16 protein-coding genes are annotated in these 16,047 nt (G+C 62.0%); 6 read left to right on the plus strand and 10 right to left on the minus strand.

Going from position 1 to position 16,047, the window contains the following annotated elements; genetic code table 11:
* Window positions 1–147: 147 nt before the first annotated feature.
* The 3 genes from ACA027_RS03625 (at window position 148) to ACA027_RS03635 (ending at window position 3,578) form a co-directional block, all read left to right on the plus strand.
* Window positions 148–2,442, plus strand: a complete 2,295-nt coding sequence (locus ACA027_RS03625; protein WP_370681043.1) for an ABC transporter ATP-binding protein — start codon at window positions 148–150, stop codon at window positions 2,440–2,442.
* Window positions 2,443–2,445: 3 nt separating this feature from the next.
* The gene (locus ACA027_RS03630) at window positions 2,446–2,937 is read left to right on the plus strand and encodes a DUF1854 domain-containing protein (RefSeq protein ID WP_370681044.1); all 492 of its coding nucleotides are present in this window, start codon (window positions 2,446–2,448) and stop codon (window positions 2,935–2,937) included.
* A 179-nt stretch (window positions 2,938–3,116) separates the two neighbouring features.
* On the plus strand, window positions 3,117–3,578 hold the full coding sequence (locus tag ACA027_RS03635) for a hypothetical protein (protein WP_370681045.1): 462 nt from the start codon (window positions 3,117–3,119) through the stop codon (window positions 3,576–3,578).
* Between the two features lie 93 nt (window positions 3,579–3,671).
* On the opposite strand, the gene ACA027_RS03640 is transcribed toward ACA027_RS03635, so the two are convergent.
* The 10 genes from ACA027_RS03640 to ilvA form a co-directional block, all read right to left on the minus strand.
* Window positions 3,672–4,040 carry an EF-hand domain-containing protein gene (locus tag ACA027_RS03640; protein ID WP_370681046.1) on the minus strand — a complete coding sequence of 123 codons (369 nt, stop codon included), beginning with the start codon at window positions 4,038–4,040 and terminating at the stop codon, window positions 3,672–3,674.
* A gap of 273 nt (window positions 4,041–4,313) precedes the next feature.
* Entirely contained in the window at window positions 4,314–5,225 is a 912-nt protein-coding gene (locus ACA027_RS03645; protein ID WP_370681047.1) for a 5'-nucleotidase, read from the minus strand.
* A 102-nt stretch (window positions 5,226–5,327) separates the two neighbouring features.
* Window positions 5,328–5,972: a glutathione S-transferase family protein gene (locus tag ACA027_RS03650; protein WP_370681048.1), complete on the minus strand. Its 645-nt coding sequence runs from the start codon at window positions 5,970–5,972 to the stop codon at window positions 5,328–5,330.
* A gap of 227 nt (window positions 5,973–6,199) precedes the next feature.
* Window positions 6,200–6,892 (minus strand): helix-turn-helix transcriptional regulator, encoded by a 693-nt coding sequence (locus ACA027_RS03655; protein ID WP_370681049.1) that lies wholly within the window; start codon window positions 6,890–6,892, stop codon window positions 6,200–6,202.
* A gap of 18 nt (window positions 6,893–6,910) precedes the next feature.
* On the minus strand, window positions 6,911–7,921 hold the full coding sequence (locus ACA027_RS03660) for an LLM class flavin-dependent oxidoreductase (protein WP_370681050.1): 1,011 nt from the start codon (window positions 7,919–7,921) through the stop codon (window positions 6,911–6,913).
* Window positions 7,922–8,223: 302 nt separating this feature from the next.
* Window positions 8,224–8,514 (minus strand): hypothetical protein, encoded by a 291-nt coding sequence (locus ACA027_RS03665; protein ID WP_370681051.1) that lies wholly within the window; start codon window positions 8,512–8,514, stop codon window positions 8,224–8,226.
* A gap of 74 nt (window positions 8,515–8,588) precedes the next feature.
* Entirely contained in the window at window positions 8,589–8,852 is a 264-nt protein-coding gene (locus ACA027_RS03670; protein ID WP_370681052.1) for a DUF2164 domain-containing protein, read from the minus strand.
* 19 nt (window positions 8,853–8,871) lie between these two features.
* Entirely contained in the window at window positions 8,872–9,555 is a 684-nt protein-coding gene (locus ACA027_RS03675; RefSeq protein ID WP_370681053.1) for a histidine phosphatase family protein, read from the minus strand.
* A gap of 7 nt (window positions 9,556–9,562) precedes the next feature.
* Window positions 9,563–10,390 (minus strand): adenosylcobinamide-GDP ribazoletransferase, encoded by an 828-nt coding sequence (locus ACA027_RS03680; RefSeq protein WP_370681054.1) that lies wholly within the window; start codon window positions 10,388–10,390, stop codon window positions 9,563–9,565.
* A 345-nt stretch (window positions 10,391–10,735) separates the two neighbouring features.
* Window positions 10,736–12,292: a threonine ammonia-lyase, biosynthetic gene (gene ilvA, locus ACA027_RS03685; protein ID WP_370681055.1), complete on the minus strand. Its 1,557-nt coding sequence runs from the start codon at window positions 12,290–12,292 to the stop codon at window positions 10,736–10,738.
* Between the two features lie 417 nt (window positions 12,293–12,709).
* Here ilvA and ACA027_RS03690 point away from each other — a divergent pair, with 417 nt between their 5' ends.
* From ACA027_RS03690 to ACA027_RS03700, 3 genes are all read left to right on the plus strand, one after another.
* Window positions 12,710–13,159 (plus strand): OsmC family protein, encoded by a 450-nt coding sequence (locus ACA027_RS03690; RefSeq protein WP_370681056.1) that lies wholly within the window; start codon window positions 12,710–12,712, stop codon window positions 13,157–13,159.
* Window positions 13,160–13,409: 250 nt separating this feature from the next.
* Window positions 13,410–14,483: a porin gene (locus tag ACA027_RS03695; RefSeq protein WP_370681057.1), complete on the plus strand. Its 1,074-nt coding sequence runs from the start codon at window positions 13,410–13,412 to the stop codon at window positions 14,481–14,483.
* 225 nt (window positions 14,484–14,708) lie between these two features.
* Window positions 14,709–16,031, plus strand: coding sequence for a porin (locus ACA027_RS03700; RefSeq protein WP_370681058.1), 1,323 nt, complete (start codon window positions 14,709–14,711; stop codon window positions 16,029–16,031).
* The last annotated feature ends 16 nt before the right edge of the window (window positions 16,032–16,047 follow it).

The raw sequence follows: 16,047 nt of genomic DNA on the forward strand, positions 1-16,047 counted from the left end.
GCAGGCGGCTTCTCACCAGAGTTTGTCAGCCTGAGAGGGTGGTGAAGCGTTAAGTCTGCTAACTCCATTGCAATGGGCTTGCACATTGGTGCGTCCATGTCCATCCACTGGCAGCCAGGCTGCTGGAACGGATACAAACAGTTCAATATGCACATTCACCATGCTATAGAGGCCTCAGGCGTCTCGGATGGCCCTTTCGGGGCTGACTTGCGGGCGCAGCTCGCACCCCATGAAAACGTATTGTCCGTCCTTCCGGTTGACTTGACGGTCGATTTGCGCTTCGCGTCCGGACTGGTAGTGGTCACTTCCTCTCGCCTGCTGGCGCGTGTGGATTCGGATGGAGGCTGGTCTGTCTGGCCCTTGTCACCCGCTCTGCGTTTGCAGTTACTGGACCATGCTGGCGTGGGCACGCTGGAGCTGCACGATGGCAGCCAGCGCCTGGCGCTGTGGCGCTTTCGCCTGGCCGTGCAGAACGAGGCGTTTCGCCTCATCCAGCGCTTTGACCAGCAGCGCGCGCTGCTGGCCCAGGGGGATATGCCGGGCCATGTCCAGGAGAGCGACGAGGTGCTGTGCGAGGTCTGCAGCACGCCGCTGCCCCCTGACAGCGATGAATGCCCGGCCTGTGCCCGCCAGCAGGCGCCCCAGCCTTCCACCTGGGTGCTGCTGCGCCTGTGGCGTTTTGCCCGGCCTTACCGGGGCCAGCTGTTGCTGGGCTTTTTGCTGACGCTGGCCACCACATCCGCCCAGATGGTGGCGCCGTATCTGACCATTCCGTTGATGGACAAAATTCTGATTCCCTTTCAGAACGGCGAAAAAATTGATCCGAATCTGGTTACTTTCTACCTGAGTGCCTTGCTGGTGTCGGCGCTTTTGGCGTGGATGCTGGGTTGGGCGCGTACCTTTGTGCTGGCCAGGGTCTCCGAGCGCATTGGCGCCGGGCTGCGCACCTCCACCTACAACCATTTGCTGACGCTGTCGGTGGACTACTACGGCAGCAAGCGCACCGGCGACCTGATGGCGCGCATTGGTGCCGAAACCGACCGCATCAATCTGTTCCTGTCGCTGAACGCCCTGGATTTCGCCACCGACGTGCTGATGATGGTGATGACCTCGGTGATCCTCTTCACCATCAACCCCTGGCTGGCGCTGGTCACCCTGGTGCCCCTGCCCTTTATTGCCTGGATGATCCACACCGTGCGCGACAAGCTGCGCACCGGCTTCGAGAAGATTGACCGTGTCTGGTCCGAAGTGACCAATGTGTTGGCAGACACCATTCCCGGCATCCGCGTGGTCAAGGCCTTTGCCCAGGAAAAGCGCGAGGCCGACCGTTTTGCTGAGGCCAACCAGGTCAATCTGCAGGCCAACGACAAGGTGAACAAGACCTGGTCGCTGTTCACCCCCACCGTCACCCTGCTGACCGAAATGGGTCTGCTGGTGGTCTGGGGCTTTGGTATCTATCTGGTGGCCCACGAAAACATCACCGTGGGTATCTTGACGGCCTTTATTGCCTACATAGGCCGCTTCTACAGCCGCCTGGATTCGATGAGCCGCATTGTCTCGGTGACGCAAAAAGCGGCCGCCGGTGCCAAGCGCATCTTCGACATCCTGGACCATGTCAGCAACGTGCCCGAGCCCAGCAACCCGGTGAAGCTGGCCAAGACGCAGGGAGCGATCACCATGGATGACGTGGGCTTTCGCTACGGTAGCCGCGCCGTCATCAAGCACTTGAACTTGCAGATACAACCCGGCGAGATGATTGGCCTGGTGGGTCACAGCGGCTCGGGCAAGAGCACGCTGGTGAACCTGATCTGCCGCTTCTACGATGTGTCCGAAGGCTCCATCCAGCTCGACGGCGTGGATGTGCGCCGCATGGCCGTGTCGGACTATCGCAGCAACATTGGCCTGGTGCTGCAAGAGCCCTTTTTGTTCTTTGGCACCATTGCCGAGAACATCGCCTATGGCAAGCCCGGTGCCACGCGGGAGGAAGTGGTGGCCGCAGCCCGCGCCGCCCATGCCCACGAATTCATTCTGCGCCTGCCCCATGGCTATGACTCGCTGGTGGGCGAGCGCGGCCAGGGCCTGTCGGGCGGCGAGCGCCAGCGCATCTCGATTGCCCGCGCCCTGTTGATCGACCCGCGCATCTTGATCCTGGACGAGGCCACCTCGGCCGTGGATACCGAGACGGAAAAGGAAATCCAGAAGGCGCTGGACAACCTGGTGCAAGGCCGCACCACGATTGCCATTGCCCACCGCCTGTCCACGCTGCGCAAGGCGGATCGCCTGGTGGTGATGGACCGTGGCGAGATTGTGGAAGTGGGGCCGCACGACGCGCTGATGGAGGCCAAGGGCCATTACTGGCGCCTGTACGAGGCCCAGGCCCGTCGCGCCGAAGAAGATGCCCAGGCCGCCGGCCTGACGCTGCAAGTCTCGCACCAGGAGTAAGCCATGCTGCACACAACCGATTCCAATCTGGCGGGCCTGCGGCTCAGTCGCAACGCCCATGGCCGTCTGGTGTTGACCTTGAGCAGCGGCCAGACCTTTGAGGCCGTGGTGCCGGTGCGCGCCTACCCCTTGATCGCGCCGGAAGAAGGCCTGTCTCTGGTGGCCACCGACGGCAAGGAAGCCTTGTGGGTGGACCGCATGGCCGACCTGCCGGCCGAAGTCCGTGCGCTGATCGAGGAAGACCTGGCGGTGCGCGAGTTTGTGCCGACCATCTTGGCCATTCGCAATGTGTCGAGTTTTTCCACGCCCAGCACCTGGGACTTGGAGACCGACCGGGGACCTGCGCAGATGGTGCTCAAGGCCGAGGAAGACATCCGCAAGCTGGAAGGGCGCACCAAGCTTTTGATCAGCGGCAGCGACGGGGTGCAGTACCGCATTCCGGACAGCAACCAGCTGGACAAGGCCTCGCGTAAATTGTTGGGACGATTTTTGTAAGTAATCGCTCTCTTTGTATTCGCTTTGTAGGCTCGAAGTGAGTAGTTTGCTGAGAGCTGGCGGTATGCGGGGATGGAAAAAACTGTAAAAAAGCCTAAACTTTTCAAATACAAGGCCGAAAACACAGTGAACCGAGGAATAGCGCCTTCAGCACCCACATCCACAACCGAGAGTACGCCATGCAAATACCACCTGTAGACCGCAATCCCATTCAATGGAACACGCAAGGTGCCAATTTGTATTCGACTGGCGCCTCGGGGCCGGCCCCCATTCGGCCGGTGAACCAGGTCAACGCGGTCGAGTCGACCGACAAAATCGGCGAAGGCGCACAGGCCAAGGGACCGGACAGACCTACTGACAAGGATGCGCGCAACCTGGACTGGACCCAGCGCGCAGACAAGCAGCAGGCTGAAGTCCAGAAGGCCAAGGAGGAAGAGGCCCAGAAAGAGCCCATCTCCAAGATGCTGATAGAGCATATCCAGTCGCTGTGGCGCGCCAGCGCCATGGCGGTCGAGGCTTCGCAGGAAGCCCACCAAAAGGAGCAGGGCCAGGAAGTGCACCAGAAAGTGCAGCCTGCCCGTGCCGCCAGCGAGCGCCTGACTTACGAAGACGTGGCCGTCAAACGCACCAGCGGCCTGTGAGTTTTACCCCTCCAAGGGTTGTGCCTGATACGCCATGCAGCAATGCATGGCGTTTTTTGCTTTTGAGCAGGCTGCAAGCGCAGGTGCTGCTCTCTATTTTGGAGTGCTCTCGCTGGCTGCAGCCTGGGCTGCCTTGGCCGCATCGCGCTGGGCCCGGTACTTGATGGCAAAGGCACGCACCTCGTCCAGGGTCAGATAGCCGTCGTGGTTGGTGTCAGCCTCGTCAAAAGAGCCATACAGGCGTGGCACCAGGGCCAGCTCCTTGCGGCTGATCTTGCCGTCCCTGTTGAAGTCCAGCATCTGGAAGTCTTTGATGGCCTTGATTTCACCCTGGGACAGGGGTTTGCCGTCCGGGCCGGTCATGGCCACGGGGTCGATCTGGCCCTGGGCCCAGGTTGGCGCCAGCGGTGCGGCAGCCGCAGCGCACAAGGCCAGGGACAGAAGCAATCGGGGCAGGGACATGGAAACTTTCTCCAAAACATGCTGGATGGCCCAGTGTGGGCCAAGCCGGTCAACCGGGCACATCGCTGGGGTAAAGCCGGGCAAGCGGATGTGTCTTGCGCCTTCGCAGGATTTTTCGGGTGCATCCCGCATGGCAAGAACTTGCGGGAGGCATTGCATACAAACTGGCAAGGCATAGGCCAGAGACAGCCAGCAAGGGCCTACGCTGGCCACCCCGCCCCGCCCCGCCCCGCAGCAAAGGCTGCCGTCCTCTGAGGGGAGGCACAAAGTGCCTCAGGGGGGATTGGTGACCCCGCTGTGCACATGGCCTGAGGGCACATGGGCTGCGGCCGAGGTGACATGACCGGTCTGGTCGTCAAAAAAGAAGTCGGGCTCGAACTCGCGCAGAAACTCCCCTTTGGACAGACCGCCCAGAAACATGGCCTCGTCCACCCCAATATTCCAATCCATCAGCGTGCGGATGGCGCGTTCATGCGCCGGCGCGCTGCGGGCCGTGACCAGTGCGGTGCGCAGCCGCATGCCGCCGGTTTCGCCTGCCTGGGCGGCCTGTTGCAGCCGGTGCAAGGCGGCCAAAAGCGGCTTGAACGGGCCATCCGGCAGGGGCTGGGTGACATGTTCCACCTCGTGGCGCTGAAAAGCGTCCAGCCCTTCGGCCTGGTAGATGCGTTCGGCCTCGTCGGAAAACAGCACTGCGTCGCCGTCAAAGGCAATGCGCAGCTCCTGCGGATAGTTGGTGCTGGCACCGGCCGACTCGGTCAGTACGCGCGCAGCCGGGTAGCCCAGGCGCAGGGCTTCGCTCACGTCGGCAGCATTGGCGGACAGAAACAAATGGGCCCCCAGCGGCCGCAGATAGCCGAAGGGGTCGCGCCCCTGGGTGAACACGCCGCGCTGGATGTCGTTCAGCCCATGGGCCTTGGCGCTGCGAAACACCCGCATGCCACTGACCGGGTCATTGCGCGACAGCACCACCACCTCCACGCGCGCCTGCTCTGCCGTGTTGAAGGCCAGCAGCTTGCGCACCAGCGGCAGGGCCACGCCGGGAGCGGCGGGGCGGTCCAGCTGGCTGCGCTGCAGGGCCACGTAGGCAGCAGGGTCCTGGTTGAAGACGCGGTTCTCGTCCTCGAAGTTGAACAGGGCGCGGGAGGAGATGGCAACGACCAGCTTGTCTTGAAGGGAGATGGCCATGGTGTGGCGGGCGGCTTGCGTGGTGGAAAGAGGCTTATGGTAACGAGTGCCTCTCTTCACAGCCGGGCCAGATTGTCTGGCCTGCGTGCTGTGCTGCGGCGCTTAGGCCGGTTGCGCTGCCAGCTCTGCGGTGTTGAGATCTATGCTGCGCAGCGAAGCCGGGCGGTCCAGCAGGGGCTGGGTATAGGCGCTGAATTCGGGCAGGTCGGGCAGCGTCTTCATCAGATGGGCCCAGTGCAGGTAGCTGGCCATGAACAGATCGGCTGCCGTGAACTGGTCGCCACACAGATAGCGCTTGCCAGCCACGGCCAGGCGCAGGGTTTCAACCACATCATCCAGGCTGCCATAGCCGGCCATAAAGACTTGTTCGGGCGTTTGCTGGTCCAGGTGGCCGAAGTATTTGGCGGTGAGTGCGGCATCGGCAGGGCCGGCCAGGAAAAACATCCAGCGGTAATAGCTGCCGCGTAGAGGATTGCCGGTTGCCGGGGCCAGATTTTTTTCCGGAAACAGATCGGCCAGGTAGGTCAGGATGGCAGCGGTTTCGGTGATCACCGTATCGCCATGGGTGAGGGCGGGCACCTTGCCCATGGGGTTGAGGGCCAGATAGTCCGGCGCCTTCATGCTGGTGTGAAACTCCAGCCGGGTGATGTCGTAGTGGGCACCGCATTCCTCCAGCATCCAGCGCACCATGGCAGCACGCGAACGGGGATGGAAAAACAGACGCAGGGTGGGTGCTTGGGTGGTCATCACAGTGTTTGAAAGAACATGGCAAGAACGCCATGACCGCTACTGTAAAAACCCATGCTGACAGTTTTTGTCAGCAGTGCGCGGCGTGCTCGGCCTGGCCTGTGCGTCAGCGTTCAATGGCGCATGCAACTGGCGCGGTCCAGATCAGCAGACAGCGAGTAAGGGCCGCCCCGCCGCGAGGCTGTCGTCCTCCTGGGGGGAAGGCGCCGTAGGCGACTCAGGGGGGACTATTTGATCCTGTAGCACATCTGCTTCGACCAGCGCTCAATCAGACTAGCGCGTGGCTCGGGATAGCGCTCCTCCAGCGGCGTGACCGAGCGCACGCGGTCGGCGCGGAAATGCCGGAAATCCTGGCGCAGCTCGCACCAGGCGGTGACCACGCGGGTATGGTCAAAAAACGCCATGGCAAAAGGCCAGACGCAGCGCTCGCTGAGCTGGCCTTTTTCATCGCTGTAGTGCAGCTGTATCTTGCGTTGCTGCCGTATGGCCAGGCGCAGAGCGGTTTGCCAGGGCTCGGGTGCGGCATCGGCCCGGTGCATGGGGGGCACCAGCAGCCCGCTGGTGTCGACCTCGATGCGCAAATCCAGTGGCAGGGCGCTGCGCACGCGGTCCAGCGCGGACTGGGCGGCCTGGGCCAGCTCGGGGTCGGCCTGCTGGCTGGCCCAGCGGGCACCCAGCAGCAGCGCTTCCAGCTCGTCGGGTGTGAACATCAGCGGCGGCAGCAAAAAGCCGGGGCGCATGGCATAGCCCACGCCGGGGTCGCCGGCAATGGCCGCGCCCTGCTCGCGCAGCGTGGCAATGTCGCGGTACAGGGTGCGCAGGCTCACGCCCAGTTGCTGGGCCAGGGCTGGCCCGGTCTGGGGCTGGCGCGCGCGCCGCAGCTGGTCCAGCAGCTGCAGCAGGCGGGCGGAGCGGCTCATGCGGGAAAGGCCAAGGGCTTAGTTCGGCGCCAGGGCCTGGGCGGTGAGCTCCAGGCTGCGCAGGCGCAGCGCCGGGTCGTAGACATCGGAGACCAGCATGAACTCATCGGCTTGCGTGGCCTGGGCAATGGCCTGCAGGCCGGCACGCACGCTCTCGGGGCCGCCCACCACGCCCATGGCCAGAAAGTCGTGGATGGCGGCTTTCTCCTGGTGGCCCAGCAGGGCCATGTAGTTGTCCACCGGTGGCTGCAGGCGGCCGCGCTGGCCGGTGATGATGCCCAGCACGCGCTGGTAGGTGCTGCTGGCCAGGAATTCGGCCTCAGCATCGCTGGGGGCGGCAATCACCGGAACACCGACGATGACGTAGGGCTTGGCCAACTGTGCCGAGGGCTGGAACAGCTGGCGGTACAGCGCGATCGCCTGGTGCAGCATGCGCGGCGCAAAGTGCGAGGCAAAGGCGTAAGGCAGGCCCTTGGCGGCCGCCAGCTGGGCCGAGAACAGGCTGGAGCCCAGCAGCCAGATGGGCACATGGGTGCCGGCGCCGGGCATGGCGACGATGCGCTGGCCCTCTTGCACCGGGCCCAGCAGGCGCTGCAGCTCGCTCACATCGCGGGGAAAGTCTTCTTCTGATTCCACTCGGTCGCGGCGCAGGGCGCGCATGGTGGCTCCATCGGTGCCGGGAGCGCGGCCCAGGCCCAGGTCGATGCGGCCGGGGTAGAGCTCGGCCAGGGTGCCAAAGGCCTCGGCCACCACCAGAGGGGCGTGGTTGGGCAGCATGATGCCGCCCGAGCCCACGCGGATGCTGGAGGTGCCGGCCGCGATATGCCCCACCAGCACGGCTGTGGCCGAGCTGGCAATGCCCGGCATATTGTGGTGCTCGGCCAGCCAGTAGCGGGCAAAGCCCAGCTCCTCGGCCTTGCGAGCCGTGGTCAGCGCAATGTCCAGCGCCTGGCGCACGCTGCCGCCTTCGCGGACGGCCACCAGGTCCAGCATGGACAAGCGGGGTGTGCGTGGGGGGAAGTCGCTCATGGCATGTCTCCAGAAAAGGAAAAATCAAAACCTGTAGCAGCAATAGCGCAACAGAAGCCAGTTGGAATGGGTTTTATGCTTCAGATGCAAAGTCCAAGCGCTTCAGATGCTCTGTTTTTCACAGGTGCAGCCGCACAGATGGGGGCGGCAGGGGCGCTTTGCCAGGGGCTGCTGTGTTTAGAGCAGCTCAGACAACCCTCGATACGTCGTTGCTCAGCCTTGTCGTACTAGGTGTACTGCCTGCGGCCTCGCGCCTCGTCTCGATCGCAAACCTACGGTTTCCTGGGTCGTGTGAGCGGCTCTTATTCGCCACGGCGCGACATCTCGTTCTTGCAGGTGATGCCGATGATCACGCACCACACCAGGGCCAGCACGGCAATGCCCAGGTTTTCGCCGCCACCGGTTTCCATGGCCAGCACCGAGAACGGCAGGGCCACCAGCGCGGCCAGGCGGATGAAGCGGCGCAGGCGCTGGGTGGGCAGGCGCTCCTTGAAGCGCAGCAGCGCCAGGTAGCTGGCTGCAGCCAGCACGGTCAGGTAGAGAAAGGCGTCGCCGCCATAGGGCAGGGCCCAGGTTCGTAGAGATTCCAACATGGGCCCATTGTCGGACAGGGGTGATGTCCGCAGGTGCTGCAGGCTATGGGCCAGGGGTCACGGGCGTGACCGGGTTACTTGCGGCGCCCGCGCTGGTTCCAGTAGCTGAAGGCCTCGTGGTAGACCTCCACATCCAGCTCGGCCACACGTGCCTGCAGGTTTTCCTGTGCATCGGCCACGCCCTGGTTGTAGAAAACTGGGCCGATTTCTTCCACCAGAAACTTCAGCAAGCCGCCGGCAGCGACATTGCCTATGGGCTCTTCCATATGTTCGCGGAAATAGCGCTCGATGGAGGCAATGGCTTGCTGTTGGGCTTCGGGAGAGAGTTGCAGAGGCATGGGGTTGGGAGGCAAAAGTTCAGCGGACGGGCACGCCAAGGCGCTGCAATGCAGGCCCTGAATCTGCCCAGGGTAGCACCAGCCACTGGCCAAAACCGGGTGAGGGCAGCATCCAGTCCGCGCTGGTGGGCGGCTGCTGGCCGTGCAGCAGCAGCCACTGCACGCAGCGTATGACGCCGGCATGTGTGACCCAGACCACATCGCGCGCCCCCTGCTGACTGTCCACCGCCCAGCTGTGCTGCAAGGCCTGCAGCACACGCTGCAGCATGGTGGCCAGGCTCTCGCCGTCGCCGGGAGCGTGGCCGGCCAGGTCGGCGGCCCAGGCATCGATCTCGCTGCGGGCAATGGCCTCCCACGCCAGGCCTTCCCAGGTGCCAAAGTCCATTTCCTGCAGCCGGGCATCGACGCAGGTGTTGTGGGCAAAATCGGGCTGTAACGCAATCAGCGAGCGCGCAAGCTGCTCACATCTTTGTAGGGGTGAGTGGCGCAATGCGGCCATTGATGGCAGGGGCGCTGAAAAGTTTTTTGCAGCGGTGGCCGGTGCAGCTGAAAAATCCTTTGCAGCCTGGGCCGTGAGCGCGGCTACAAAATTTTCAGCCGCCTGCTGGGTGTCGCCGGCATCGGCCGCCACATCCAGTCGGCCATAGCAGACGCCGGAGTCGACCAAGGGGCGGGCATGGCGCAGCAGCCACAGACGGCTCATGGGGTGTTCACAGCAGCTGGCGCAGGTGGATGGCAGCGGCCAGCAACAGGGCCAGCTCGTTCAACTGCTGACAGGCCCCCAGGCAATCACCCGTCATGCCGCCCAGGCGGCGCCAGAACCAGCGCTGCAGCAGCCAGGTGGTGATGCCCATGGCCGCGAGCAGAGCCAGCACCAGGGTGTACGAGCCCAACCAGGCCAGCAGGGCCAGCGCAGGCAGGCACCAAAGGGCTGCGGTGAGCAAGCCATTCCAGCCCAGTTGCTGACCGGCCACGTGCAATGTCTTGCTGCTGGTGGCCAGGCCCACATGGGGCAGGTTGTGCATGAGCACGAGTGGTGCAAAGCGCGACAGCACATGGGTGCAGCACAGCAGCACCAGCACGGGCGCTGCGCCCCAGAATGGCTGCATGGCGGAAAGCAGCAGAGCAATCAGTGCCAGCTTGGTGAGCAAGGCCATGACCAGCGTCATCACGCCATAGGCGCCCATGCGCGAGTCCTTCATGATCTCCAGCGCACGCACAGGCGGCACCCAGCCGCCCAGGCCGTCGGCCACATCGGCCAGGCCATCTTCATGAAAACCGCCGGTGAGCCACAGCGTGCCTGCTGTGCTGAGTAGCGCGGCCAGCAGCGGCGTCCAGCTGGTGGTGGGCAATAGCCAGAGAAAAGCCCCCAGCAACAACGCCGCCCATAGCCCCACCAGCCAGCCCACGCCTGGCAAATGCGCGGCGCTGGCACGCTGCAGCTCCGGGCTCCAGCCCACCCAGGCCGCCAAGCGCCCGGTGACAGGGATGCGGCTGAAGAATTGCACGGCCAGCAAAAAGTGGCGCAGGGGCTGCATGCTGGGGAAGACTCCTGAAAAGTGAGCTGCTGATGCTGGTTCAATAAATAACAGAGGCCTAAGAACGTGTTCAATGTCTCTACGCAGGCGCGTTGGAACGCAATCGAGAGGAGTTCGAGCCGATGGGGCACAGCTTGCACGCGTGTGCAAGCAAGCCCCAGCGCGAAGAAATCACCAGATTTCGCTCCAACCCTTTGGGCTAGTGCCTTTGCGGGCGGTCTACGGTGTTGCGAATCCTCGCAATAGCACGGCTATTGCTGCGGTATCGCGCCTTGTATCCCATCCCGCAAAGACGCTGGCGCGCCGCGAGGAGACTTCGAACACGTTCTAAAAGGCCTCTGTTATTTATTTCAGGAACAGCTGGTAAGCCGGGTTGTCGGTCTCTTCCACCCAGGGGTAGCCCAGGTTTTTGAGGAAGCTCTCGAACTTTTTGCTGCCCTTGGCCGGCACTTGCATGCCCACCAGAATGCGGCCGTAGTCCGCGCCCTGGTTGCGGTAGTGGAACAGCGAGATGTTCCAGGTCGGCGCCATCAGGCTGAGGAACTTGAACAGTGCGCCCGGGCGCTCGGGGAAGACAAAGCGCAGCAAGCGTTCTTCCTGGGCCAGCGGCGAATGGCCGCCCACCATATGGCGCAAATGTTCCTTGGCCATTTCGTCAAAGGTCAGGTCGATGGCGTCGAAGCCATTCTTCTGGAAGGTCTTGCAGATTTTTTCCGACTCGCCCTTGGTTGGGGTGGTCAGGCCCACAAACACATGGGCCTTGTTTTCGTGGCTGATGCGGTAGTTGAACTCGGTCACGCTGCGCGGGCCGCCAGGCAGCTTGCCCACCACTTCGCAAAAATGCTTGAAGCTGCCGCGCTCTTCGGGAATGGTCACGGCAAACAGGGCTTCGCGTTCCTCGCCGACCTCGGCGCGCTCGGCCACAAAGCGCAGGCGGTCAAAGTTCATGTTGGCGCCGCACAGAATGGCGGCATAGGTCTCACCCTTGGTCTTGTGCTTGGCCACGTACTGCTTGATGGCAGCCACGGCCAGGGCGCCCGAGGGCTCGACGATGGAGCGGGTGTCGACAAAAACATCCTTGATGGCGGCGCACACGGCGTCGGTGTCCACCACCACATAGTCGTCCACCAGGTCTTTGGCGATGCGGAAGGTTTCTTCACCCACCAGCTTCACGGCCGTGCCGTCGGCAAACAGACCCACGTCGGCCAGTTCCACGCGTTGGCCGGCGGTGACGGATTGCAGCATGGCGTCCGAATCCTTGGTGTGCACGCCAATCACCTTGATGTCGGGGCGCACGGCCTTGATGTAGTTGGCCACGCCCGAGATCAGTCCGCCGCCGCCAATGGCGACAAACACCGCATCCAGGCGCTGGCTGCCCAGCTTTTGCAGCTGGCGCAGCAGCTCCATGGCAATCGTGCCCTGGCCGGCAATCACATAGGGGTCGTCAAAGGGATGGACAAAGGTCAGGCCCTGTTCTTTTTGCAGCTTGACGGAGTGCTTGTAGGCATCGGAATAGCTGTCGCCGGCCAACACCACCTCGCCGCCCAGAGCCGCTACGGCATCCACCTTGACCTGGGGGGTGGTGGTGGGCATGACGATCACGGCGCGGCAGCCCAGCTTTTTGGCGCTCATGGCCACGCCCTGGGCGTGGTTGCCGGCGCTGGCGCAGATCACGCCTTTTTGCAGCTGCTCGGCCGTGAGATGGGCCATTTTGTTATAGGCACCGCGCAGCTTGAAGCTGAACACGGGCTGCTGATCCTCACGCTTCAAGAGCACCTTGTTGTGCAGGCGGCGGCTGAGGTTTTTGGCAATATCCAGGTCCGACTCCACGGCCACGTCATAAACGCGGGCATTGAGGATGCGGGTCAGATAGTCGGCGGGGGTAAGGGGTGTCTTCGTCATGGGTGTGTGGCCAGCTGCGGCGCGCACAGCAGATGGGCGGCGCGCAAGGGCTACCATCATAGTTATCCATGGCGTTGAGCGTTTCACATACTGTGTGAATCCGGCGCTTCCCATACCGGGGCCGCTGCGGAGCCCAAACGAAAAAAAGCCCCCAGCCGGAAAGGCTGAGGGCTGAATCCACCGTTAGAGGAGGTGGAGGAGACAATCGGCGCGGGGGCGATGAAGCGAGGCTTCTTCGCGCTGTCCATCCGCCGCAGCGGATAACGCATGGACAGATTGTAATGCAGCTTCTGTTGCGGCGCAACAAATACTGAATTTTCAGGAATGGCTGAAACCTTCGGCCTCGCCACTTACCGCCTTGTGCCCAGGCTTTTTCCTGAGGCCTTAGGCTTTACTTGTTGTTAGGAGAACACAGATATGGAATGCACCGTCAGTTGGACTGGCGCCTCGGGCACGCGCTCGGGCATGGGCTTTGTGGCAGAGACCGGCAGCGGCCATGTTCTGGCCATGGATGGCGCCCCCGATGAAAAAAATCCCGCCAACGGCGGCCAGAACCTGGCACCGCGCCCCTTGGAGGCCTTGCTGGCCGGCACCGGTGGTTGTACCGCCTATGACGTGGTGCTAATCCTCAAGCGTGGGCGCCACGATGTGCGGGGCTGCAGCGTCAAGCTGTCCGCCGAGCGCGCCGAGACGGAGCCCAAGGTGTTCACCACCATCCAGATGCATTTCACCGTGACCGGCAAAGGCCTGCCCACCGCTGCCGTGGAGCGCGCCATTGCCATGAGCCACGAGAAGTACTGCTCAGCCAGCATCATGCTGGGCAAGACGGCGCAGATCACCACCAGTTTTGACGTACTGGAAGCCTGAACGGACGGGGATGGCAGGCCGGACTGTCGCAGGCGGCTTCACAGGGCGTCATTCACATTTGTTGCGTTCAAGCAACGTAAAACGCCCTTTTTAGCCGCTGCGTAGGTGAATTGCTTTGCGCATCCCCCATCGGTCTGGTGCAATAGACCCAACTTCCCCACCAGGAGGTTGGCGCGGATGACGAAAAGGTTGTCCTGTAAGAAGACGACTCCCGCACCAGCGCCCTCTGTAAACCTTGGAGTAACTCGCAATGAAGAAATCTTTGATCGCCCTGGCTGTGATGGCCGCTTCCGGCGCCGCAATGGCCCAATCCTCCGTGACCCTGTTCGGCGTGGTCGACGAGGCCGTGACCTATGCAAACGGTGGCCAAAATTGGAGCGGCATCAACTCCGGTGGCAACGCTACTAGCCGTCTGGGCTTCCGTGGTACGGAAGACCTGGGTGGTGGCCTGAAGGCTAACTTCTGGCTGGAAGGCGCTGTGGGCGCTGATGATGGCGGTTCCGGCCTCGACTTCAAGCGTCGTTCGACCGTGGGCCTGGAAGGTGGCTTCGGTGAAGTGCGCCTGGGTCGTGAACTGACCGCTGCCTATAACGCCGTGGCTCGCTACGACGTGTTCGGCAACGTGGGCATCGGCAATTCTCGTATGTGGGCCGATGGCTCCAAGCTGAACGCTGGTGGTCTGACTGGTGTGCAACTGACCAACAACCGTGTCAGCAACGCGATCACCTACATCACGCCTAACTTCAGCGGCTTCAAGGCTGCTGCCAACTATGGCTTTGGCGAAGAGACTGGTTCCAACCGCGGTAACCGTTATCTGTCTGCTGGTCTGACTTATGACAATGGCCCTCTGAGCTTGGGTCTGGGTCTGGAGCGCCAAAACCGCACTGAAATCATTGCTGGTGGTCGTGACGTGACTGCATGGAGCCTGGGTGGTTCCTACAATCTGGGCGTGGTGAAGCTGGCTGCTGCTTACAAGGACAGCCAGTCGAAGATCGAAGCTGGTGACAAGGACAAGTTCAAGGGCTTCATGCTGGGTCTGTCTGCTCCCGTCGGCACTGCTGGTGAAGTTAAGGCTTCCTACAACCACTACGAAAACAAGTACGCTATTGGCGCTGACGGCAAGCTGAAGGCTGACCAGTTTGCCCTGGGCTATGTGCACAACCTGTCCAAGCGTACGGCTGTGTATGGCACTTACGCCTTCATCAAGAACAAGAACAATGACGGCGCGAACCTGGGTATCAACCTGAACTCCGACAAGGGCGGTACGCTGAAGGATAGCGGCAAGCAGCAAGCTATCCAAGTGGGTATCCGCCACTCCTTCTAATCTGACGCAGGCGTAAGTCTGCTTGGATTAGCAAGACCAAAAAACCAGCCTTCGGGCTGGTTTTTTTCGTTGAGAGCTGTCTAGGGTTTTTGCCTGTGGAAAAAAAGCACGGTGGTGCATTTTTGGTAAGGCGCGCTTCTAGAATGGATTTGCACACAGTCAATTACATTCACAAGGAGACAGCTGATGCATACAAAGACCGCAGTGGGAGTTGCCATTGCCTGCATGGGTCTGGGCAGCGCCATGCTTGCACAGGCGCAGAGCAAGGTGGAGCTATGGGGCATTGTGGATACCGCTGTACGACATACCAACAATGAGGGAGCCGGCAAAAACGGGCTGACCAAGATGATTGGCGGCGGCATGTCGCAAAGCCGTTGGGGCCTGAACATCGAGGAAGATCTGGGCGGTGGTAGCAAGGCCTTGGCGCACATGGAGCACCGCTTCAATGCCGATACCGGTGAAAAGGACGCGACCGCGCCTTTCTTCCAGCTGTCCTATGTAGGCCTGCAAGGCCCTTATGGCAAGCTGACCATGGGTCGGCAGTGGAACGTGCTGTTTGATGTGGTGACTTCCACCTATGCATCCTTCCCCTATTCCCCTTATATGGATGCCTACAAGCCCGAGTTGGGCATGGCAGCTGGGGCGCGTTCCAGCAACTCGCTGAAATACACGCTGGCCACGCCTTCACGAAACTGGGTAGGTACGCTGCAGTATTCGTTTGCAGAGGGTAATAAGACAGATGCGCTGGAGCGCGGTGCTTTGGGTGCTGCCAGTGCAGCGCAAACGGCTGCAATGCCAGGCGCGGTGGCTGCGGGGAATGCGGCCGCGGCCGCGGCTGTTGCGGCGGGCAACGCAGCAGGAGCTGCTGCGGCTGCTAGTGCAGCGGCGACACAGTATGTGACGCAGGCAGTAGGTACGGCGGTGAACGCTTATGGCGCAGCGAATATCCCTGGCGTGGCAGCTGGTGCGTTGAAGCAGGTGGGCGGCTTCTTGCGCTACTCTGAAAACGGCATTTCGTTGGGCGGTGGCTATCTGCGTACATCGCTGCCAGGCGGTTCGGACTTGGATGCTTGGACACTGGGTGGTTCGTACCGCACCGGTCCGCTGTATTTCAATTTGGGCTATGGCTTGAACAAGATCAAGATGGACAAGGCGGCCGCTGGTGATATTGCTGGCCTCATCCGTAATTCCACCGATTTGGCGATTGTGGGCAGCATGTGGTCGGGTCAAACCAGCGGTGGTTTCCAGCCGGGTGATGCCAACAAGCGGCAAATGATCAAGGTAGGTTTTGGTTACCAGATCACGCCGCAGCTCAATCTGGGGGCACATTATTTCCATGCCAAGCAATCGGGCAGTGCACTAGGTAATTTCAATGGCAAAGCCAACTTCATTGTGGCAGTGGCTGACTATGCATTCAGCAAGCGTACCGACGCTTATTTTGGTGTCGATAACACCCGTGTCAGCGGCGGCTCTGGCGTGGTAATTGACAAAGACAGTCAGGCGCGTAGCCGCACAGGCATCACCGTGGGCCTGCGCCACCGTTTCTAAAGCGCTTTGGCTTTCC

Source organism: Comamonas sp. GB3 AK4-5 (genome assembly GCF_041320665.1).
GTDB lineage: Bacteria > Pseudomonadota > Gammaproteobacteria > Burkholderiales > Burkholderiaceae_C > Comamonas.